This is a genomic window from Macrococcus sp. GL_134, assembly GCF_057834705.1.
Genome location: NZ_CM174409.1, coordinates 899248 through 922257, shown reverse-complemented (window position 1 = coordinate 922257; position 23010 = coordinate 899248). Strand labels below are relative to the sequence as shown.

The following is a 23010-nucleotide window of genomic DNA, read 5'->3' as shown; positions in this document are numbered from 1 at the left end:
TTAAAATACCGACTATCCTTAAGTAAGGATTTGTCGGCATTTATTTTATTCTACTTCAAATCTATGAAGTAACTGCGCATTGATTGCAACGATGATTGTACTGAGACTCATCAAAATCGCACCTACAGCCGGACTGAGTATTATCCCCCAAGGCGCCAGCACTCCTGCTGCCAATGGGAGGGCAATCACGTTATATCCGGTTGCCCAGATCAGATTCTGTACCAATTTATTATATGTTCTTTTAGACAGGCTGAATATTGCAAGAATATCTTTCGGATTACTGTCAACGAGAACGATGTCTGCACTATCCATCGCGATATCTGTGCCTGCACCCACTGCGATACCAACATCTGCTTTAGTCAATGCCGGTGCGTCATTGATTCCGTCACCTGTCATTGCAACAACCAAACCACGTTCTTGGATTTCTGTCACTTTATCTGCTTTCTCATTGGGCATTACTTCAGCATAGACTTCATCAATCCCAATTTGTTCTGCGACATAATTTGCGACTTTTTGGTTATCTCCGGTCAACATTATAGCTTTAATATTTCTCTTATGCAGCTGTTCTATTGTCTGCTTAGAACTTTCCTTAATCTTATCTGCCAGTGCAATGGCACCTGCTAATTCTTCGTTTACCAAAAGAAAAACTACCGTCTTACCTTGTTCTGACCATTTATTAAAGTTCTTATCGTCAAAATCTATTTTTTGTTTACGTACATATCCCGGACTCACTACTTTGACTTGTTTATCATCAATCGTCCCTTCAATTCCTACACCAGTAATTGAATTGAAATTTGACATTTCAAGCAATTCAAGTTCTTTTAACTTGGCTTCATTGAGTATACCTCTCGCAATAGGGTGTTCCGAGTCATTTTCTATTGTTGCTGCATAACTTAAAAGGGTATTTTCGTCAATATTATTGAAAGTCTGTATATCTGTAACACCAAATTTACCCTCAGTCAAAGTACCCGTCTTATCGAAGATCACAGCGTTAATTTTACGAGCCTTTTCAAACTGTGGACGTTTTCGAATTAACAAACCGTGCTTTGCAGCAAGTGATGTAGATACTGAAATAACCAACGGTGCTGCCAGACCTAAAGCATGAGGACAAGCAATAACCAAAACTGTTACCAATCTCATGATAGCAGTATCTATAGTTGCTCCAATACTTATCCAAACGATAAATGTGATAATACCGGCAGCTAAAGCGATATAGAATAACCATTTAGCTGCTTTATTAGTTACATCCTGAGTTTTCGATTTAGTACGTTGTGATTCTCTAACCATATCTATAACTTGTGTCAGATAAGATTCATTCATCAGTTTCTCTACTTCAATAGTGAGAGAACCTTCTCTGTTTATTGAACCTCCAATGACCTCGTCATCAACGGATTTTCCAACTGGAACAGATTCACCCGTTAACATTGATTCATCAACTTGCGACTTTCCTTTAACGATTTTACCATCCAGCGGCATTTTTTCTCCGGGTTTTACTAATAGTAAATCACCCACTTTAATATCATCAATCTGAACTTCTTCTGTTTCACCATTTTCAGTGATACGGTTTGCCGTATCAGGCATTAATGATGCGAGGGATTCCAGAGCCTTGGAAGCATTGTTAATAGCTCGCATTTCAATCCAATGTCCCAGAAGCATGATTAATACAAGAGTTGCCAGCTCCCAGAACATTTCTTCCCCATTGAATCCAAAAACAACTGCCATACTATAGAAGTAAGCGACAGAAATCGCCATTGCTATTAATGTCATCATGCCTGGTTCTTTGTTTTTCAATTCATCGTAAGCGCCCTTAATGAATGGCCAACCCCCGTAGAAATAAACGAACGTGGCCAACGCTGCCACAATATAACTATCTCCAGTAAATTGCCAATCCACACCTATGAAATTTTGAATCATCGGAGATAGAAGTACAATTGGAATTGTGAATATCAGGATAATGAAGAATTTATTACGAAAATCTGTCACCATATGCGCATGATGATCGTGTCCGCTATGATTATGGGATTCGTGGCTCTCCTCATGGTTATGATGATTTTCTTCATGCTCAGCATGATTATGATTACCTTCTTTATTCATTTTTTTCCCTCCTATATTATAATAAGACTACAACTGTAATCGATTTATTAATTTAAGTTTACATATGTAGTCGTTATTTGTCAAGCTATTAATTTACTAAGTTTATTATAAAAAATATATGTGCAGAAACTATCCACTACATGTATTTAAAAACTAAGTAAAAATAAATTAACTGCTACTCTGAGATTTAACATTGAATTAAAAATGCAGATTCCACAACACTAAATAGCATTGGGTAATCTGCATTCAATAATATTATTTAAGCTGTAAATCTGTCAGACAGGTGCTGTCATTCTCAAAAGTTGAAAAATTAGATTCAACTTTTTTTCCATCATAATTAATTTCTAAAGAGTAATTTTTATCTCTTGGCAGCCAAAAATCCAAAAAACCATTCTTAAGGGTAGTCAACTTCTCATCAACGTGAACTTCTCCATCTTCATCTGTAATTTTTACATCCATCTCTTCATTCATCAGCTCTCCCTGACAACCTGTTAAGCTATGAAATTCACAAGGATGTGTATCTGAGATGTATGGTGCAATAGATACAAAAAATTCATCGTCTGGCAAAGTATAGACATTCTCATCTCCACTATCTTTAACAATAAGTGTTTTATCATTTATAGATGCTGATTCTACAATATTACTAGCGCTTAATTCCGAAACCATTTCTTTAATATTTGATTCGTTCGATGCTGAGTCATCACTACAACCTGCTAAAATAAAGATTATGCCCATCAAAACCGGCATTAAATATTTTTTCATCCAGATTCCTCCTTGATATTTAATTTTAACAAAATTTTTAAAAAAATTTTATAATAATATATCATTTTTATGAAAGTTATATGAACAAGTCATTTAATGTATTCATAATTAGAAGCCTTGAAAATCTCCAAAGTACGGCTGCAGCCAAATGATAATCTGAGTCAATCCATCAAAATACAGAAGTACACCCATTAATATCAGATGACCCCACCAACTTTCATAATCGTATTCGAGTATTTCAGCATCCAGCGTGTACGAGATACGAAAAAGCTCAATATAAAGAATGGAATTGCAAAGCCCAGACAGTAAATAACCATTAACATTAAAGCATCGTTTGGTGCACTGGCACTCATTGCGAAAATAGCTCCGATAATCGGTCCATTGCACGGCGTCCATCCGGCACCAAAAGCCATACCTATTAAAGTTGAACCTAAAAATCCTGACGGTCTGTTTTGAAATTTTAATTTCCTCTCTTTCATCAAGAAATTAAAATTAAGCATGCCGGTAATGATAAGCCCGAAGAAAATAATCAAGATTGAACCCAGTTGTCTGATCAGATTCGCATGTTCAATCAATATTCCGCATACTTGCCGACTTCTTGACCAATACCTAAATTATCTTTTGACACATAATATACGCCAATTTCATGTTCAATATTTCCATCAATTGTCCTATAACCCGTTACACCTATAGATATTACATTTGTATAACTCGTATAATGAAGTATTGCGTTAGCATAATGTACAGCTCCATTGACAGCGTAACCGTTAATATTAATGTAATTTGGTGTACTGTCTATTTTAACATTATCTACTCTACCGTCTTTATCTAATTTAACCAATTTATTTTTATAACCTTTATATTCAATTAGTACTGGGTAATAGTTTAAACTTTTATCTTGTAATAATAGCTTAGCGTCAGGTCTATTACCGCCTTTCCCTCCATTTTTAGAAGCATATTCATTTAATGCTTTATCTATTTCATAATTTATACTTTCTTGCTCTAACTTGTAATCTAAATTATATTGTTTTAACCAGCCATTAACTAAGTCTGCAATATTTGGTTCTACAGATTGATTCTTTGTCATATGTATTTCTTCTTTTGTATATCATTTTTATATCCATTGTATCATTATATGTTTTAATTGACGTTGTCAGATAAAAATATATAATGAATATTTATATAAAAATATGCCTTTTAAATCTTCATTTGTATAACGCTTGTTTTATACATTTTATGTAGAATAAAAAGCACTTACTTAAAGTTAAGTGCTTTTCATCTCTATCACTCTTTTATATAAAGAGAGATGTTTTACTTATATTTTTCTTCTTTAAATATTCTTCAGGTGACTTTTCAAACAGATAAAGTTCTTTAGTTAACATTTCTAATGTTAATCCTAAAGATACTAGCGTAAGATTATTAGTTATATATTTATGGCTTTCATTTAAGACAAACAATTTATATACATCATCTTTGTTATTATAATTTTGATACCATCTTTCAAAAATATTTGTTTCTACATTCTTATTTAAATAAAATTCAATAACTGATTTTATAGTCTCATACCAACTAATTACCCAAAACGGATCATTAGTTGACCCTTTATTTATACTCTCTATAAATAGTAAATAATTTTCTCGACTTGATAATATATATGAGTATGCTTGTTTAATTAATGTAATCTCTTTTGTCATTATCATTTTTCATCTTTAATTGTTGATTTTCTTTACGCAATTTTCTTAGCTCTTTTTCTTCATCAGTTAGATTATCAACAACATTATATGAACCACTATTTTGATGATTCTTAATCCATTTATCCAACGCCGAAGGTGTTAAATCATATTCTCTAACAATATCAGATTTAGATTTTCCATTTTCAAATAATCGCACCATTTGAAGTTTAAATTCTGGTGTAAATGTTCTTCTAGTTCTAGTCATAAATAAATCGCCTACTTTCTTTGATTTAACAATACATCCCCTCAGGGGAGTTGTCCAATTAAGTGTAGACGATTCATACCATACTTCATTAATGAATTTCTAAAGGCTTCTTCTTGCCATCTATTCCCGTTAACATCAACAAATAGATATTCTGAATTCATTTCTCTAAATTCATCTGTAAAATTAATAATTAGTTGCTTAGTTTGTTTGCTATATAGCACATATCTAAAATTATTATTCTTAGTTATAGGAAAGAATATTGTTCTATTGTAGAAATCAATATCACTTATTTTAATGTTCAATACTTCCCCTATTCTACCAAAGGTATCTAATAAAACGTTAATAGCAACGTACATTCTATAATCTGCAAAGTATTGATTATCAAAGCTTTTCAATAATTTAGTTAAATCTTCTTTAGTAATAACTTTAATTTTTCATTCTAACGTTTAAAACATCTTATATTACTAAAAGGGTTAATTTCAATGCAATTCATTTCATATAGCGTTTGATAAAATGTTTTACATAGCTTTATATAAGTGTTAATAGTTGATGGTTTTAACTTTCTTACTTCACCACATTTCTTAATTTATCACGATAATGCACCTTAACATTTCAAAGATACCTAACAAACTCCTCAGCTTGTTGTGCAGTTAAATCAAATTGACTGACTTTATTATTAAAATAATCATTCAAAGCATTAAATACTTTGTTATAGTTCTTTAAAGTATTCCTACTTAAATTTAATAGTTGCTTCTCATTAACTACAATTTCCTTAAATCTCTCAAATTCATTATTTAAATTTACTTCCCTACTTCTTCTTGTCTTAATTCTCGACATAATAAAACCCCCAACATTTAATTTAATAAACATTGAGGGTTAATATATCAGTTTTGAAGTTTACCATTTCAGCTTTCTTTCATTACTTAGGGACTTGTGATTCCTATAAGGTTAGAAGTAGCTAAAATAACTAATTGGAAAATTCTAGTTGGTGAAGTCTCCGCTTCTTTCATAACTCAAGAATGGCTTAATTAAACCTTCTTAAGCTCTCTTAATCTCTTCCATCACGAACGCTTCGAAGATATCGCCTTCTTTGATGTCGTTGAAGTTCTCAATGGTGATACCACATTCATATCCTGCTGATACTTCTTTCACGTCATCTTTGAAACGACGAAGCGCATCGACTGCGCCTTCGTAGACGACGATGCCGTCACGGATAATGCGGACGCTTGCATTACGTGTGATCTTACCTTCTGTGACATAGCTTCCTGCAACTGTACCGACTTTAGAGATATTGATCGTCTGACGAACTTCCGCCTGACCGATGACTTTCTCTTCGAATTCAGGATCAAGCATCCCTTTCATCGCATGTTCAATCTCTTCGATGACTTTATAGATGATACGGTGCAGACGCATGTCTACTTTCTCTGCTTCTGCCGCACGTTTCGCGTTCACATCAGGACGGACATTAAATCCGATGATGATACCGTTTGATGCAGATGCTAATGTAACGTCTGACTCGTTGATTGCCCCAACTGCTGTATGGATAATACGGACGTTGACACCTTCAACATCAATTTTCATCAGAGACGCTGCCAGCGCTTCAACAGAACCTTGGACGTCCCCTTTAATGATGACGTTCAAGTCTTTCATCTCACCTTGTTTCATCTGTTCGAACAGGTTGTCGAGTGACACTTTCTGACTTTCCTGGCGCTGCGCCATAATGTTCTGCTGCTGACGGGCTTCACCGATGCGGCGTGCTTTCTTCTCATCTTTGAAGACGACGAAGCGGTCACCGGCAAGCGGCACGTCCTGCAGACCTGTGATTTCAACTGGTGTAGATGGTGATGCCGTCTTAATGCGTTTACCCAGGTCATTGACCATCGCACGGACACGGCCGTATGTGTTACCGACAACGATAGAATCACCGACTTCAAGCGTACCGTCCTGAACAAGTAATGACGCTGCTGGTCCACGTGACTTATCAAGCTCCGCTTCGATAACTGTACCAATCGCTGAGCGTTTCGGATTCGCTTTCAGTTCTTCTACTTCTGTAATCAGTAGAATCATTTCCAGTAAGTCATCGATACCTTCACCGTTAATCGCTGACAGCTGAACGAAAATAGTATCGCCGCCCCAATCTTCCGGATAGAGGCCGTACTCGCCTAATTCCTGCATCACGCGGTCCGGGTTAGCAGTGGGTTTATCGATTTTGTTGACTGCTACGATAATCGGTACTTCTGCTGCTTTCGCATGGTTGATCGCTTCGATTGTCTGCGGCATCACGCCATCATCTGCAGCAACAACTAGAATAGTAATATCTGTGACCTGGGCACCACGTGCGCGCATCGTTGTGAACGCTGCGTGACCCGGTGTATCAAGGAATGTGATTTTCTTACCGTTTGTTTCAATCTGATAAGCACCGATATGCTGGGTAATTCCTCCCGCTTCTCCTGCTGTTACTCGTGTATTACGAATGGAGTCAAGCAATGTCGTTTTACCATGGTCAACGTGACCCATGATAGTAACTACTGGTGGTCGTTCCTGCTTGTCACTTTCAGTTCCTGCTTCGTCCTCAAAGTAAGTTTCAAGGTCTGTCGCATCAATGATGACTTCCAGTTCCGCCTCAACTTCGTATTCCGCACAGATCAGTTCGATGGCATCTTCATTCAGCGCCTGGTTGATGTTCGCCATAATGCCGACCATAAACAGCGTTTTAACGATTTCAGAAGCATCTTTGTTCAGTTTATCTGCCAGTTCACCAACTGTGATTCCTTCGTGATACGTAATTTTAGAAGGTGTTTCTTTCACGACCGGTGCCTGCTGTACCGCAGGTTTGTTCGCTTTACCTTTACCTTTTTTGTTCTGGCCAGGACGCTGGTTATTACGGTTCTGATTGTTCGGACGGTTTCCCGGTTTCTGGGCATTATTGTTCGGACGCTGACCGTTCTGTGCTGGTTTCTGACCGGTGTTATTGGCAGGTTTCTGACTATTGTTCGGGCGCTGAGCGTTTTGTGCCGGCTTCTGACCATTGGTTGGACGCTGGTTGTTCTGCGCCGGTTTCTGACCGTTATTCGGACGTGCATTGTTCTGTGCCGGACGCTGCTCTTGTGCAGCATTCTTTTTGAACACTTTGTCGAGTGCCGCGATTTCATTAGGCTCCAACGTCTGCATATGACTTGTCACTTCGACATCAATCTTCTTCAGTTCGTCGATGATATCTTTTGATCTTAAACTTACTTCTTTTGCATATTCGTATACTCTTTTTTTACTCATAGGTTCTCTCCTCATTGCACTCACGAATCATCGTCTCAAGTTTTTTGGCAAAACCTGTATCAGTGACACCGATGATGACGCGTTCATCCTTACCGATGGCATAACCGAGTTCATATCGGGTGCCAAACTCTACACATTTGACGCGATATGAATGACATTTATTCGTGATGTTTTTTTTAGTATTCGCTGATGCATCTGATGATACAATGACCAGTCGGACTTTATTCTTACGTATTTCATTGATAACCAATTCTTCACCTGTTGTCAGCTTTCTCGCACGCATTGCAAGACCGATAAAATTAAAGATTTTGTCTTTAGTCATCGTTTCGGTATCATTTCCCGGTAGATTAATCGGATGACTTCATCATATATGGGTGTCATCTCTTCAGTACTCGCATCAAAAAATTGCTCAAGACGTTTTTTGCCGCGTGCCGCTTCAACAATTTGCAGGTCTTTGGAAACATAAGCACCGCGGCCATTCGCTTTTCCGGTCGGGTCGACAGACATATCGCCTTCTTTAGAACGGACTACACGGATCATGTCCTTCTTCGGTTTCATTTCCTGGCTCAATATACATTTTCGCATGGGAATCTTTTTCTGCTTCATTGAAATCCCCCTTATTCTACTGGATAGATACCCGCTTCTTTGGCATCTGTCTCACTTTTAATATCAATCTTCCATCCTGTCAGTTTTGCAGCAAGACGCGCATTCTGCCCTTTTTTACCGATAGCAAGAGACAATTGATAATCAGGCACGATGACTGTTGTTGATTGATTTTCTTCATTGACGAGAACGTCCACTACTTGAGACGGACTCAAAGCATTTTTGACAAATGTTTTAGGGTCTGCACTCCATTCTACGATATCAATCTTTTCGCCGCCGAGCTCATCGACGACAGCACCGACACGGGCACCTTTGGCACCGACACACGCACCGACAGCATCGATGTCAGGATTTTCTGAGTAGACACTGATTTTAGAACGGTCGCCTGCTTCACGGGCTACGGATTTGACAATGACTGTGCCGTCAAAAATTTCTGGTACTTCCTGCTCAAAGAGACGTTTCAATAATCCAGGGTGACTTCTTGAGACGAAGATCTGCGGCCCTTTAGTCGTCTGTTCGACTTTGTTGACGTATACTTTGATACGCTCTGTCGGACGGTAAACGTCGTTCGGGCTGCGCTCAGCTTCAGACAATACTGCTTCTGTTTTGCCTAATGTGACATATACATAGCGGTGATCGACACGGTCGATCACACCAGTCATGATGTCATCTTCTTTATCGATGAATTCATTGTATAAAATGCCGCGTTCAGCATCACGCAGACGCTGCATGACAGCTTGTTTCGCTGCCTGTGCACTGACACGTCCGAAGTCTTTAGGTGTTACATTCTCTTCGAAGATATCGCCCACTTCATAGGCAGGATTTGTTTGTAGGGCTTGTTCTAATGATACTTGGTCTCTAGGGTTTTCCACTTCTTCTACCACATCTTTACGAGAGTAGACGGCATAAGTCCCGTTGTCCATATTCAATTCCACACGGACATTATTAGCAGAATTGTAATTCTTTTTGTAAGCCGTGATCAATGCCGCTTCAATTGTTTCAATCAAAACTTCTCTTGGAATACTTTTTTCTTTCTCAAGAAAATCAATGGCATTTAACAATTCATTATTTTTCACTTCAGTTCCTCCATTACTAGAAAATGACTGCACGACGGATTTTAGCAATTTTTTTTCTAGGTAATTCGATTTCTTTTGTTCTTGTTTTAATTTTTACAGACATTTTGATGACGTCTTCATCATAGCTGAGCAGTTCACCCAGCCATTCTTTGTCGCCGTCGATTTCTTCGTACAGCTTGACATAGATCGGATGACCGACAGCCGCTTCGTAGTCTTTCTCTTTTTTCAGTGGACGTTCTGCACCAGGTGATGATACATCCATGAAGTAAGCGTCTTTAATAGGATCTTCCTTGTCCATCATGTCGCTGATCTTTTCGCTGGCAAGTGCGCAGTCCGATATATCGATGCCACCCGGCTTGTCGATCGCAATACGCAGATAATAGTCAGGGCCTTCTTTGACATATTCAACATCGACAAGTTCAAAGCCGAGGTCAGTAACAATTGGGCTGACAAGTGCTTCAACACGTTCTGTGATTTTGCTCATATAGTCCTCCTTCAAGATACAAGAAGAAAAGAGCGGGATATCCCACTCTTTCCGTCGTTAGAGTATTTTTTTAAGCATACCCATTATAACACATTGATAGTCATCAAACAAATCAAGAATTTACAAATCCATTCAACGGGCCGGTTCGACCGAGTTACAGATCAAAAATACTCAGCTGTGCCTTGTCAGGCATATCATTCAATGTCCCAAGGTCCGTTAAATAATCGATAATTTTTTGAGAGACGCCTGCTTTTTTGTTCAGTTCCTCTTTAGAGAGAAACGGGCCTTCCTCACGTGCCGCAACAATTCTCCGCGCCACGTTTTCACCGAGGCCGGGCACAGCAATGAACGGCGGAATAAGCGTATCGTCTTCAATGATGAAGTCAAATGCATGACTTTTCTCAAGGGAGACCGGCTGCATTTTAAAGCCCCGCTGCGCCATTTCGTTGGCTAGTTCCAGGACAGTCAATACGTCTTTTTCCTTCTTCACCAGATCATGATAACGGCTGTAATAATCCTTGACCGTTGCTTTGATCGTATGTTTATCTTTTGTCATCGTCATCAGATCAAAGTCAGAAGCTCTTACTGTGAAGTAACTTGCATAATAATACAATGGATGATGCACTTTGAAGTAGGCAATGCGGACAGCCATCAGAACATAGGCTGCAGCATGGGCCTTAGGAAACATATATTTAATCTTCTTACATGAGTCGAGATACCATTCTGGAACGTTGTTCTCCCGCATTGCTTCTTCAAATTCTTCAGACAGTCCTTTACCTTTACGAACAGACTCCATAATCTTAAAGGCGAGTGATGGCTCTAATCCTGCATACATCAAATATACCATGATGTCATCACGACATCCGATAACCCCTGACAAGTCACATGTTCCTGTACGGATCAATTCCTGTGCGTTACCAAGCCAGACGTCTGTACCATGAGATAATCCGGAAATCTGGACAAGTTCAGAGAAGGTGCTCGGTTTCGTATCTTCAAGCATCTGCCTTACAAAGCCCGTTCCGAATTCCGGTACACCGAACGTCCCTGTCTTACATAGAATATCTTCTTCAGTCACACCAAGACTTGCAGGGCTGGAGAAAATTTTCATCGTTTCCTTGTCATCGACTGGAATTGTCTTAGGATCGATGCCAGACAAATCCTGCAGCATGCGGATCATCGTCGGATCATCGTGTCCAAGAATATCCAGCTTCAGCAAGTTATCATGTATCGAATGGAAATCAAAGTGTGTCGTCTTCCAGGCTGAGTTTTGATCATCTGCTGGAAACTGAATCGGTGTGAAATCATATATATCCATATGTTCAGGCACAACGATGATGCCCCCTGGATGCTGTCCTGTTGTCCGCTTGACACCTGTACATGCTTTGACCAGTCTGTCGATTTCTGCACCGCGCTTATGCATGCTGTTATCGTTCAAATAGCCTTTGACGTAACCGAATGCGGTTTTTTCTGCAACTGTACCGATAGTCCCTGCACGGAACACTTTATCTTCACCGAACAGCTCTTTCGTGTAATTATGGGCAATCGGCTGATATTCACCACTGAAATTCAAATCGATATCAGGAACTTTGTCTCCTTTAAACCCTAGAAACGTCTCAAACGGGATATCCTGTCCTTCTTTGATGAACGGAACATTACATGTCTCACACTTTTTGTCAGGTAAGTCAAAGCCGCTTGAGACAGAGCCATCATCAAAGAAATGACTGGCATTGCACTCGGGACATATATAATGCGGTGGCAGCGGGTTGACTTCTGTGATTTCAGTCATGGTCGCAACAAAACTCGAACCGACAGAACCCCGCGATCCGACGAGGTAGCCGTCATCCAACGATTTCTTCACTAATTTCTGTGAAATCAAATAGATCACTGCAAAACCGTTACCTATAATACTTGCCAGCTCTTTTTCAAGTCGTGCCGTGACAATATCCGGAAGTTCCTCACCGTATAGTTTCCGGGCATTCGCATAGGACATTTCACGTATTTCTTCATTGGCCCCTTCAATGGACGGCGTATAGAGTTCATCACGAATCGGTACGACCCGCTCAATTGAATCAGCGAGGGCATTCGTATTTTTAATGACTATCTCATGCGCTTTGTCTTCACCAAGGAACATGAAGTCATCCATCATCTCATCAGTTGTTCTGAAATGAGCATCAGGGAAACCACTTTTATTAAGCGGGTTGCCCGGCTGAGAGGCGATCAGAATTTCGCGTGCAATTTTGTCATATTCATATAAGTAATGGACGTTACCTGTCGCTATAACAGGCTTATTCAGTTTCTCGCCGACCGCAATGATTCGCTGGTATATTTCTTCCAGTGTCTTATTATCGCGGATTAAATCACGCGTCAACAGATGCTGATACAATGCTTTCGGCTGCACTTCAATAAAATCATAGAAATCTGCAATCTTTTCAACTTCAGATTGATCTTTGTTCATGACAGCCGTGAAGACTTCACCGTTATCACACGCGCTGCCGACCAGTAGTCCTTCCCGGTTGGCATTGAGCAAGGAACGCGGAATACGCGGTGTCCGGTAGAAGTAGCTCACTAATGATTCACTGACAATTTTAAATAGGTTTTTAAGTCCTGTCTGGTTCTGTACAATCAGTGTGACGTGAACAGGACGTGCGCGTTTGTAGGCATCTTTATTAGATAACTTCTGGTCAATGTCATGATGATGGGTGACACCTAAATCTTCCATCTGTTTCATCATCTTGATGAAAATATGGGCAGTTGTCTCTGCATCATAGATAGCCCGGTGATGCTGTGTCAGTTCCACACCGTATTTCTTGGCAAGGAAATTCAAACCGTGCTTGCCTAGATCTGTATTAATCGTTCGGGACAATTCAAGTGTATCAATGACGCCGTTCGTACTTGCACCTAGCTTCAAACGTTCGTATCCTGTATCGATGAATCCCATATCAAAGCTCGCATTGTGCGCTATATATATCGCATCTCCGACCCACTCCTTAAATTCCGGCAGCACCTCCTCAATCGGCGGTGCACCGACGAGCATATCGTCTGTAATACCAGTCAGGCGTTTAATTGTCTCATTCAACCGTTCCCCCGGATTGCTGAACCGTTCAAACTTATCGATGATTTCACCGTTCTTGACCTTGACTGCAGCGAGTTCAATGATTTTGTCATACTGTGAACTTAAACCAGTCGTCTCAACGTCAAAGACCACGTAAGTGCTCTCTTTAAGCAGGCGGTCTGTTGGATGATAAGTAATTGGTACACCGTCGTCGACCAGCATTCCTTCTAATCCATAGATCATCTTGATACCGTGCTTCTCTGCCGCTGCATGTGCATCAGGATATGCCTGCACGACGTTATGGTCTGTCACAGCAATGGCTTGATGACCCCACTGAGCTGCTTGTTCAACATATTTACCGATATGAGTAATACCGTCCATCTGACTCATACTGGAATGAAGATGAAACTCAACCCGCTTCTCCTCAGATTTGTCCTTTTTCGGTGATTTCTTGATTTCATGGATGTCATTCATCATCATCACTAAATCACGGATGAATGTATCTTCTTCGATGCGCCCCTGCGCTCGTACCCATTTACCTGGTTTCAATGCTTTGAAATGCTCCAGATCATTTTTACCTTTTCGTGTGAACATCTTCAAAGTTAAGGAATCTGTATAATCCGTGATCTTCAGCTGAACGATATGACGACCACTTTTAAGTTCTTTAATTTCAATATCAAAGATGACGCCTTCAATGGCCGCTTTAAACTCTTCTTCGATAATGGATGAAATCGGTCGGATCGTCTCCACATTGATTTCTTTACCAATGGAACAGGTGCCTACTTCATCACTGTCTTCTTCAGCCCGCTGACGCTGCATTTCTGCCACACGTTCACGAGCTTCAATGGCACTTGTTGTATCTTCCTCCTGAATATGGGCTTCAAGTGATTCCCATTCTTTAAGCTGATTTTCTTCTGATACTTCAAAGATGATTTGATCAAGCTCAAAACCCGCCTGTTTGAATGCTTTCAGTAAAGAACCATTACATCCTTTTTCAAGATGTTTTTTTTCAACTTCATTATTTACTTGAAATTTCAGCACATTGCCTGAAAATGAATAGGTCTTATGTTTCAGCTGCATCTTTAAACTAGGGCTGACGGATGTCTGCTCTATACAATGATGGAGATAACCCGGCAGTTTGTCTGTCATGTCCGATTGGTCAAGTACTTTAATAGACACGCTGACATCAGCGATATGGCTGAATGCTGTTGTCAATTCATTGCAGAACTGAAAGTAAAGATCACTCGGCAGGATGACGGGACTTGTGATGTATAGATGCCACTGTCTATCTTTCCTTGATATATCCAGTCGCTCAAGTGAACATGCTGAAATGATATCTTCAGGAAAAACATTTGTCATTTTCAGCTGTGTCAAAAGGATTTTAAATTTTTCATATTTATCTGCCACGCAAGAACCACCTTCTCAAAATAAAAAGTAACACGCGTCAGTGCGTATTACTTTTTGCTTCATTCATTATATCAAATTTTTATTCCAGCGTACCATATAACGAATCAATTTTAGCCTGCAGTTCGTCGACCGCTACATCAAATGATTCACCTGTTTTTCTCAGCTTTACTTCAACCATGCCGTCTGAAGCATTTTTGCCGACTACAATTCGAAGAGGGACGCCGATTAAATCTGCATCATTAAATTTAACACCTGCGCGTTCGTTTCTATCATCGTACAGGACGTCGTAGTGTTGTCTGAACTTGTCATACAACTGGTCTGCAAGGTTGCGCTGCACTTCCTGCTTAGGATTCACCGAAATGATATGAACGTCATAAGGTGCGATCGCTTTCGGCCAGATGATACCGTTGTCGTCATGATGCTGTTCAATGACAGCTGATAACGTCCGTGACACACCGATACCGTAACAGCCCATGATCATAGGACGGGCTTTGCCCTGCTCGTCAAGGAATGTCGCTTTCATCGCTTCAGAATATTTTGTTCCCAGCTTGAAGACTTGACCGACTTCAATTCCTTCAGCGAACTTCACGGGTCCACTGCCGTCTGCAGCCGGCTCGCCTTCCAGGATAAAGCGGAAGTCTCCGAATGCCTCAACGTTAAAGTCACGGCCTAGGTTCGCATTGATATAGTGATAGTCTATCTCATTAGCACCGACCGCAAGATTATTGATATCCTGTACAGCGTTATCTGCATAGATTTCTATCTTATCAACACCCACTGGTCCGAGTGATCCTGGCTTAGCACCCATTATGCCTTCAATTTCCGCCTCTGTCGCCAGCTCGACTAATTCCGTACCAAAATATGATTTTACTTTGACGTCATTCAGCTCATGATGTCCTCGGATTAAAAACATCACGTAGCGGTCATCCACTTTGAGGATCATCGATTTCACAATCTCATCCAGTCGTTTACTAAGTGAATCTGCCAGCTGCTGCGCTGTTTTCAAACCCGGCGTATGAACTTTCTCCAGTGGTTGTTCTTCCGTATGCTGAATGTTCGGTACGTAGATGACTTCTGCTTTTTCGATGTTCGCTGCATAATCACTTCCATCTGTATAGGCGATTGTATCTTCACCGATCTCTGCAAGTGCCATGAACTCATGAGTGTGACTTCCACCGATGGCACCGCTGTCTGCGATCACAGGACGAAACGCCAGATTAACACGCGTGAAAATATTTGAATAGGCTCGGTACATATCTTGATAGGTTTCATCCAGCGATTCTTCAGATGCATGAAAACTATACGCATCCTTCATAATAAATTCACGGCCGCGAAGCAAGCCGAAGCGCGGTCTTTTTTCGTCACGGAATTTATTTTGAATCTGGAATAAAGTGACTGGCAGCTTCTTATAGGATTTAAGTTCATCACGAACGATTGACGTGATGATTTCTTCATGTGTTGGTCCAAGTGCAAACTCACGCCCGTGACGGTCAGTCATACGCATCAGTTCTGCCCCGTAACTCGGCCAGCGCCCGCTCTCCTGCCATAGTTCTGCCGGCTGCAGTGCAGGCATCAATATTTCGATACCATCGACTGCCTCCATCTCTTCGCGGACAATCGCTTCAATCTTATTGAGTACCCGTTTTGAGATAGGGAGATAGCTGTAAATACCACTCGCTATCTGCTTGATCATTCCTGCCTTCAACAGCAGCTGATGACTTTTTGAATCCGCATCATTCGGGACTTCCCGTAACGTCGGAATAAACATTTTTGACTGCTTCATTTAATATCCTCCTGTTCAATTAAAAGAAATAACGCTGTATATCATTCCACGTCACCATAATCATCACAAAGAACAAAAAGACTGCGCCGATTGAGATGATGACAATTTCTGCTTTCTTGTTGACTGGACGTCTGAAGATCGCCTCATAGATGACAAACAAGATTCTTCCGCCGTCCAGTGCCGGAATAGGCAGCAAATTCATGATACCTAAGTTCACTGATAGTGTCGCTGTAAAACCGACAAGCGGCAGAAGACCTAATGACGCAATTTTCTCCGTGTTCTTATAAATACCGACCGGCCCGTTCAACATGTCAAATGAGAAGGTGCCGGTAAAGATACTTGCGAACAATGCACCGACTAAGTTGAAAATCAATAGACCGGTACTGAAAGTAGTCTTGACCCCGTAAATCAAAGGGTCAATCAAATTCTCATGTGTCGTCAATGCATTGACACCAATGACAGCTTTGTCTACTTCTTCTGAACCATCCTGAACTTTCTGAATAACCGGAGTGATAGTTTTTGTCATCGTCTTACCATCACGTTCAATGACAACATCATGAGCCTTGATATCTTCGTTATTGAAATAGGACGTCATATCTTCCCATTGATCGATGGATTCACCGTCGATGCTGACAATTCTATCCTTAGTGACAAGACCTGCCTTGTCTGCCGGGCTGTCTTCCAGCACCCCACCGATGATTGCCTTGTCTGTCGGTGTTCCTGACGCATAGAAATAGCCGATGAATAACAGTAACGCCAATATAAAGTTAAATAATGGACCGGCAAACAAGGTCAAAAATTTCGGCCACGGTTTTTTGTTTTTAAACTGACGGTCTACCGGTGCTATTTGAATCAAGTCGCCTTCACGAACAAAATACGCTTCTTCAGCAATCGGATAAGTCACTGTTTCGTTAGTATACTGGTCAACGCCAGAGACAAATAGACGATCTTCAAAGTCACTGTCTGTCACTTCAAGCTGTTCAATCTGTCTGAACTGATGCTGGTCATCTAATATGACATGTGTCACTTCGTTATTTTCATTTTTTTTGATGCTGATGGTCATCCCTGCGGTTACAGGGTTCTGATCCATTCCACTGCCAGCCATCATGACATAGCCGCCGACCGGCAGCATACGAATCGTATACAGCGTTTCATCTTTCTTGTATGAAAATATTTTGGGACCCATCCCGATGGCAAACTCCGGGCACATTATCCCTGCTCGTTTTGCAAAATATAGGTGTCCGAATTCATGAACAGTGACAAGAAGACCAAAGACAATAATAAATGAAATAATTCCTAGCATATTACACCTCGTAATGACGCAACTTATAATGAGCGTCGATTTCTAGTATAGTCTCAAGGTCCGGATTTAATATCACATGATGGGCAGCCATTTCGCGTTCAATCAATCGCTCAATATCCAAGAAACTGATTTCTCCGTTCAGAAACTTTGCCACCGCCACTTCATTCACTGCATTCATAACGACTGGCATTGTTCCGCCTATCTGAATGGCATCATAAGCAAATTTCAAGCACTTGAACCGTTCCAGATCCATCGGTTTGAAATTCAATTGACCAATCGCTGCCAGATTTAGACGCTCTGCCTTTCTTGGTATTCTGTCCGGATAACTGAACGCGTATTGAATAGGCATCCGCATATCCGGTGTACCTAGTTGCGCGATAACACTTGTATCGTTAAATTCTACCATAGAATGAATGATACTTTCCTTATGAAGCACTGTCTCAATATGTTCGACCGGAATATCAAACAGCCACCTGGCTTCAATCACTTCCAGTCCTTTGTTCATCATCGTCGCAGAATCAATCGTAATTTTCTGACCCATCGACCAGTTCGGATGATTCAATGCATCTTCCAGAGTAACATGTTCAAGGTCTGCTCGCGACAAATCTCTAAATGATCCCCCGCTTGCTGTGATGATCAATCTGTTGACTGACTTGGCATCTTCCCCGTTCATGCACTGGTATATAGCCGAATGCTCTGAATCAACGGGAAGAATGTGAACACCATGCTCTTTTGCGGCCTTCATAACTAGTTCACCTGCGACAACAAGTGTTTCTTTATTAGCAAGCGCAATATCAATTCCTTGTTCAATTGCATGCAGCGTCGGTTTTAATCCGACACTTCCCAATATGGAATTCAGCAGCATATCATTCTTATAGTATCCCGCAACTTTTAATAGACCTTCATCACCAGATACTACTTCAATGTCATAACCTTCAAGCGCGGCTGCATCCAGTTCATTCTGCACACAGACGATATCCGGCTGAAATTCTTCAATGACAGCCTTGGCTATATCTATACTTCTACCGACTGAAAAGCTCACGAGACGGTAGGCATCAGCGTGTTCTCTAATGACATCCAGTCCTTGCCTCCCTACAGAACCACTGGCCCCTAATATTCCTATATTCTTCATATCTTCACCTAACCTTGAAAGTTAATAAGTAAAATATTCATCAATGGCAGCACAAAGATGAAGCTATCAAAACGATCCAATATTCCGCCGTGGCCTGGCAGCAATGTGCCGGAATCCTTGACGTCAAAATGACGTTTCAAAGCTGACTCAACAAGGTCACCTAATTGACCAAACAAACTGAGCAGCCATGTTACCAGCAATAACGGAAACAAACTAAGCGGCATATCATAATATATGCTGAAGACGACAGCTACAATCGTACTGCACAATATACCACCGACAAAGCCTTCAACTGTTTTGTTCGGACTGATTTCCGGCCATAGTTTACGCTTGCCGAATAAACGACCGAAAATATAAGCGCCTGTATCGGTCAACCAGACAATCAATAAAGCAAACAAAAGAAAATGAAGTCCGGCATTGTGTCTTGTTTCATAGAAGTACATGAATCCTATTCCGACATAAGCGACTGCAAGCATACAGAATGCCGCATCTACAAATGTAAATCTATTTTTAGAAAATACAGTATGACTTAACAGAATTAAACTCATGATAATGAGAAAAGGGACTTGATACTGCATCTGGACGAGATCGCTCCGTTGTGGTGACAAGATCAGACACAATGCAATTAAGCTGATGATGCCCGGTAATGAATAGAGCTTGATCTTCTTCATATTCAATACTTCTTTTAGTGCGACAATGGCGAGCAAAAATGCAAGAATCAGCACCGGCCAGCCGCCGTATATAACAATCGGCAGAAAAATAGCCATAGCAATAATGGCTGTCATTGTTCTTGTTTTCATAGATGTACTCCTTAAAGTCCCCCAAATCGACGTTGACGGTTATTATAAATTTCGATGGCATGGTCCAGATCTGCTTCAGCAAAATCCGGCCACAACTTGTCCTCAAAGACAAATTCACTGTATGAAGTCTGCCATATTAAAAAGTTGCTGAGTCTTTCCTCACCCGAAGTTCTAATCAACAGTTCTGGGTCCGGAAAATGCTTGGTAAACAAATACGTACTGAACAATTCTTCATCAATGTCACTCAATTCCAAATTGTTCTCTTTATATTCAGAGGCGATGAGCTGAACAGCTGATATAATTTCCTTTCGTCCCCCATAATTCATCGCAAAGATTAATTTAAGCCCTGTATTATGCTTTGTTTGTTCTTTCGCTTCAAACAATGCCTGCTTCGTATGATCAGGCAGCTGATCGATAAAGCCGATCGATTCAACCTTCACATTCTTTTCTATCAATTCAGGTAAAAATGATGACAAGAAGTCACCCGGCAATTTCATTAAATAATTGACTTCATCTTCTGGACGAGACCAGTTTTCAGTTGAGAACGCATAGAGTGTTAAATACTTAACACCGATTTGACTGGCATGCCGAGTAATTTTTTTGACTGTCTGCATTCCTTCAAAATGACCTTTGACACGCGGCATTCTGCGTTGTTTTGCCCATCGTCCATTACCATCCATGATAATGGCAATATGCTCGGGTACGGATTGATGAACGTGTTTCTCTGACAAAGAACTTTTCTTGAATAAATTAAACATACGTTCCTCCAGCTATTCATATTACTATTCCTTTATTCTATCACAAGCCATAATTGAAGTCGTCAATTTTATTGATTGTCCCTTATAACAAAAAAAGAAGTCGGCACCTACTCCTCACTTCGAATAATATTCGAAGAAAAGAGTATTCCAACTTCTAAGCCGTCAACTAGACCGCCATAATATCTTTTTCTTTGTCTTCAGTCAAAGAATCGATTTTTTTAATGTTGTCATTCGTCAGATTTTGAACATCTTCACTGAATCCTTTTAAATCATCTTCAGTCAGTTCACCTGATTTTTCAGCTTTTTTCAAAGCATCATTCGCATCACGACGAATATTACGGATAGCAACTTTAGCATTTTCAGCTTCTTTTTTTGCTTCTTTCACTAAATCTTTACGACGTTCTTCAGTCAGCGCAGGAACTGTGATTCTGATGACATTGCCATCAGATGTTGGATTGACACCGAGATTTGCCTGATTGATTGCTTTTAAAATATCGTTGATAGATGTTTTGTCGTATGGTGATACGACTAACATTCTTGCTTCCGGTACAGAAATTCCTGCAAGCTGCTGGACTGGTGTGTCCGCACCGTAATAGTTAACAGTGACACGATCAAGTAAATTAGCGCTGGCGTTACCTGCACGAATACCTGCAAACTCACGCGTTAAACTATCAATACTTTTTGACATTTTGTCTTTTGCTTCATTTAAAATTGCTGTTGTCATTATTAGTCTCCTATCATTACTTAGTAATCGTAGTTCCGATAACATCGCCTCTTACGGCACGTTTGATGTTACCTTCCTCCATAATTGAGAATACCACGAGAGGAATATCATTGTCCATACAGAACGAACTCGCTGTTGAGTCCATCACTTGCAGACCTTCCTGCAGCATTTGTATATAAGTTAGTGACTCATATTTTTTAGCCGTTGGATCTAATTTTGGATCGGCTGAGTAGACACCATCTACATTATTTTTACCCATCAAAATAACATCTGCTTCCATTTCAGCTGCACGAAGTGCGGCTGTTGTATCTGTAGAAAAATACGGATTGCCGATACCTGCTGCAAAGATAACGACACGACCTTTTTCAAGGTGTCTGATGGCACGTCTTCTAATGTATGGTTCTGCTACTTGCTGCATCGCAATGGAAGTAAGAACACGCGTATCACAGTCAAGCTGCTCCAGACTATCCTGCAGTGCGAGAGAATTCATTACTGTGGCAAGCATTCCCATATAGTCCGCTGTCCCACGGTCCATTCCTAAATCACTGCCTGTTTTACCGCGCCAGATATTCCCGCCGCCGACGATAACTGCAATCTCACAGTCCATTTGAGCGACTTCTGCCACTTGTTTTGCAATATTTTTAATAATGACAGGATTGATTCCGAATCCTGCTTCTCCGGCTAGTGCTTCTCCGCTTAATTTCAGTACGACTCGTTTATATTTAGATGATTCGCTCAATTGTAATCGCCCTTTCAGAAATTATTATTTACCTCTTTACTAGTGAAAGAAGCGCACAAAACTATATGTATTATAACAATAAACGATTGAAAAGTTAATCTGTTTCTATCATTCTGTTCAATGAATATGTAAAAAAAGGACACGAGTGAACGTGTCCTGTATGATTAGTTACCTTTAATTTGACCCATAACTTCATCAGCAAAGTTATCTGAACGTTTTTCAATTCCTTCACCTAATTCGTAGCGAACGAATGATTTCAATGAACCACCTTTAGATTTTAAGAATTCAGCTACAGTTTGATCCGGATTTTTAACGAACGGCTGATCGACAGCACAGATTTCTTCAAGATATTTACGAAGACGACCTTCTACCATTTTTTCAACGATATTTTCAGGTTTACCTTCATTTAACGCTTGTTGTTTTAAAATATCTTTTTCATGTGCTAACTCTTCAGCTGATACTTGTTCGCGTGAAACGAATTTAGGGTTAAGTGCAGCGATGTGCATAGCAACATCTTTCGCAGCTGATGCATCAGTAGAATTTTCAACTACTGCAAGAACACCGATACGGCCGCCCATGTGTAAGTACTCACCAAATGAATCAGCATCTGTTTTAGTTGCTAATACGAAACGACGAAGTGTTAATTTTTCACCGATTGTAGAAATGGCTTCATTAATTTTGTTTTCAACAGTTTTTCCTTCTGCCATTTCAGAAGTTAATAATGTATCGACATCTGCTGGTTTAACAGCAAGAATGTGATCTGCTACTTCTTTTACAAGCGCTTGGAACCCTTCGTTACGGGCAACGAAATCAGTTTCAGAGTTTAATTCAAGAAGAACAGCATCATTACCTTTAGAAGCAACATAAGTTGTTCCTTCTGCTGCGATACGGTCTGCTTTTTTAGCTGCTTTTGCGATACCTTTTTCACGAAGGTAGTCTACTGCTGCATCGATGTCACCATCAGTTTCAGTCAATGCTTTTTTGCAGTCCATCATACCTGCACCAGTTCTTTCACGTAATTGTTTTACTAATTGTGCTGAAATAGCCATGAATAAATTCCTCCAGATTATAGTGATGTATCC

General features: G+C 40.3%; 22 protein-coding genes. All 22 read right to left on the bottom strand.

Going from position 1 to position 23010, the window contains the following annotated elements:
• Nucleotides 1-45: 45 nt before the first annotated feature.
• Nucleotides 46-2094 (bottom strand): copper-translocating P-type ATPase, encoded by a 2049-nt coding sequence (locus AC3IPL_RS04700; protein ID WP_489242094.1) that lies wholly within the window; start codon nucleotides 2092-2094, stop codon nucleotides 46-48.
• A gap of 255 nt (nucleotides 2095-2349) precedes the next feature.
• Nucleotides 2350-2856, bottom strand: a complete 507-nt coding sequence (locus tag AC3IPL_RS04695) for a CueP family metal-binding protein (RefSeq protein WP_489242093.1) — start codon at nucleotides 2854-2856, stop codon at nucleotides 2350-2352.
• 197 nt (nucleotides 2857-3053) lie between these two features.
• Nucleotides 3054-3431 carry a cytochrome c biogenesis CcdA family protein gene (locus tag AC3IPL_RS04690; RefSeq protein ID WP_489242092.1) on the bottom strand — a complete coding sequence of 126 codons (378 nt, stop codon included), beginning with the start codon at nucleotides 3429-3431 and terminating at the stop codon, nucleotides 3054-3056.
• A complete protein-coding gene (locus tag AC3IPL_RS04685; RefSeq protein ID WP_489242091.1) occupies nucleotides 3428-3943 on the bottom strand; it encodes a hypothetical protein in 516 nt (171 codons plus the stop codon). The genes AC3IPL_RS04690 and AC3IPL_RS04685 overlap by 4 nt, the downstream gene beginning before the upstream one ends.
• Nucleotides 3944-4148: 205 nt before the next feature.
• Nucleotides 4149-4550, bottom strand: a complete 402-nt coding sequence (locus AC3IPL_RS04680) for a hypothetical protein (RefSeq protein WP_489242090.1) — start codon at nucleotides 4548-4550, stop codon at nucleotides 4149-4151.
• Nucleotides 4525-4794 (bottom strand): transposase, encoded by a 270-nt coding sequence (locus AC3IPL_RS04675; RefSeq protein ID WP_489242089.1) that lies wholly within the window; start codon nucleotides 4792-4794, stop codon nucleotides 4525-4527. The genes AC3IPL_RS04680 and AC3IPL_RS04675 overlap by 26 nt, the downstream gene beginning before the upstream one ends.
• Before the next feature lie 41 nt (nucleotides 4795-4835).
• Nucleotides 4836-5216 carry a tyrosine-type recombinase/integrase gene (locus tag AC3IPL_RS04670; RefSeq protein WP_489242270.1) on the bottom strand — a complete coding sequence of 127 codons (381 nt, stop codon included), beginning with the start codon at nucleotides 5214-5216 and terminating at the stop codon, nucleotides 4836-4838.
• 190 nt (nucleotides 5217-5406) lie between these two features.
• The gene (locus AC3IPL_RS04665; protein WP_489242088.1) at nucleotides 5407-5631 is read right to left on the bottom strand and encodes a hypothetical protein; all 225 of its coding nucleotides are present in this window, start codon (nucleotides 5629-5631) and stop codon (nucleotides 5407-5409) included.
• Nucleotides 5632-5832: 201 nt separating this feature from the next.
• Nucleotides 5833-8067 (bottom strand): translation initiation factor IF-2, encoded by a 2235-nt coding sequence (gene infB, locus AC3IPL_RS04660; RefSeq protein ID WP_489242086.1) that lies wholly within the window; start codon nucleotides 8065-8067, stop codon nucleotides 5833-5835.
• Nucleotides 8060-8389 carry a YlxQ family RNA-binding protein gene (locus AC3IPL_RS04655; protein ID WP_489242085.1) on the bottom strand — a complete coding sequence of 110 codons (330 nt, stop codon included), beginning with the start codon at nucleotides 8387-8389 and terminating at the stop codon, nucleotides 8060-8062. Before AC3IPL_RS04655 ends, infB begins: the two co-directional genes overlap by 8 nt.
• Nucleotides 8386-8673 carry an RNase P modulator RnpM gene (gene rnpM / locus AC3IPL_RS04650; RefSeq protein ID WP_489242084.1) on the bottom strand — a complete coding sequence of 96 codons (288 nt, stop codon included), beginning with the start codon at nucleotides 8671-8673 and terminating at the stop codon, nucleotides 8386-8388. Before rnpM ends, AC3IPL_RS04655 begins: the two co-directional genes overlap by 4 nt.
• Nucleotides 8674-8684: 11 nt before the next feature.
• Nucleotides 8685-9746, bottom strand: a complete 1062-nt coding sequence (gene nusA / locus AC3IPL_RS04645; protein ID WP_489242083.1) for a transcription termination factor NusA — start codon at nucleotides 9744-9746, stop codon at nucleotides 8685-8687.
• Between the two features lie 16 nt (nucleotides 9747-9762).
• The gene (gene rimP / locus AC3IPL_RS04640) at nucleotides 9763-10230 is read right to left on the bottom strand and encodes a ribosome maturation factor RimP (RefSeq protein ID WP_489242082.1); all 468 of its coding nucleotides are present in this window, start codon (nucleotides 10228-10230) and stop codon (nucleotides 9763-9765) included.
• 154 nt (nucleotides 10231-10384) lie between these two features.
• Complete coding sequence (locus AC3IPL_RS04635; protein WP_489242081.1) at nucleotides 10385-14689, bottom strand: PolC-type DNA polymerase III; 4305 nt, start codon at nucleotides 14687-14689, stop codon at nucleotides 10385-10387.
• Nucleotides 14690-14768: 79 nt separating this feature from the next.
• On the bottom strand, nucleotides 14769-16472 hold the full coding sequence (locus AC3IPL_RS04630) for a proline--tRNA ligase (protein WP_489242079.1): 1704 nt from the start codon (nucleotides 16470-16472) through the stop codon (nucleotides 14769-14771).
• Between the two features lie 19 nt (nucleotides 16473-16491).
• Nucleotides 16492-17775, bottom strand: coding sequence for an RIP metalloprotease RseP (gene rseP / locus AC3IPL_RS04625; RefSeq protein ID WP_489242078.1), 1284 nt, complete (start codon nucleotides 17773-17775; stop codon nucleotides 16492-16494).
• Between the two features lies 1 nt (nucleotide 17776).
• The gene (dxr, locus tag AC3IPL_RS04620) at nucleotides 17777-18907 is read right to left on the bottom strand and encodes a 1-deoxy-D-xylulose-5-phosphate reductoisomerase (protein WP_489242076.1); all 1131 of its coding nucleotides are present in this window, start codon (nucleotides 18905-18907) and stop codon (nucleotides 17777-17779) included.
• Nucleotides 18908-18915: 8 nt separating this feature from the next.
• Entirely contained in the window at nucleotides 18916-19707 is a 792-nt protein-coding gene (locus AC3IPL_RS04615) for a phosphatidate cytidylyltransferase (protein WP_489242075.1), read from the bottom strand.
• Nucleotides 19708-19718: 11 nt separating this feature from the next.
• Entirely contained in the window at nucleotides 19719-20465 is a 747-nt protein-coding gene (gene uppS / locus AC3IPL_RS04610) for an undecaprenyl pyrophosphate synthase (protein WP_489242074.1), read from the bottom strand.
• Between the two features lie 166 nt (nucleotides 20466-20631).
• Nucleotides 20632-21189 (bottom strand): ribosome recycling factor, encoded by a 558-nt coding sequence (gene frr, locus AC3IPL_RS04605; protein ID WP_489242073.1) that lies wholly within the window; start codon nucleotides 21187-21189, stop codon nucleotides 20632-20634.
• Nucleotides 21190-21205: 16 nt separating this feature from the next.
• Nucleotides 21206-21928 carry a UMP kinase gene (gene pyrH / locus AC3IPL_RS04600; RefSeq protein WP_489242072.1) on the bottom strand — a complete coding sequence of 241 codons (723 nt, stop codon included), beginning with the start codon at nucleotides 21926-21928 and terminating at the stop codon, nucleotides 21206-21208.
• 164 nt (nucleotides 21929-22092) lie between these two features.
• A complete protein-coding gene (gene tsf, locus AC3IPL_RS04595; RefSeq protein ID WP_489242071.1) occupies nucleotides 22093-22977 on the bottom strand; it encodes a translation elongation factor Ts in 885 nt (294 codons plus the stop codon).
• Nucleotides 22978-23010 lie beyond the last annotated feature (33 nt).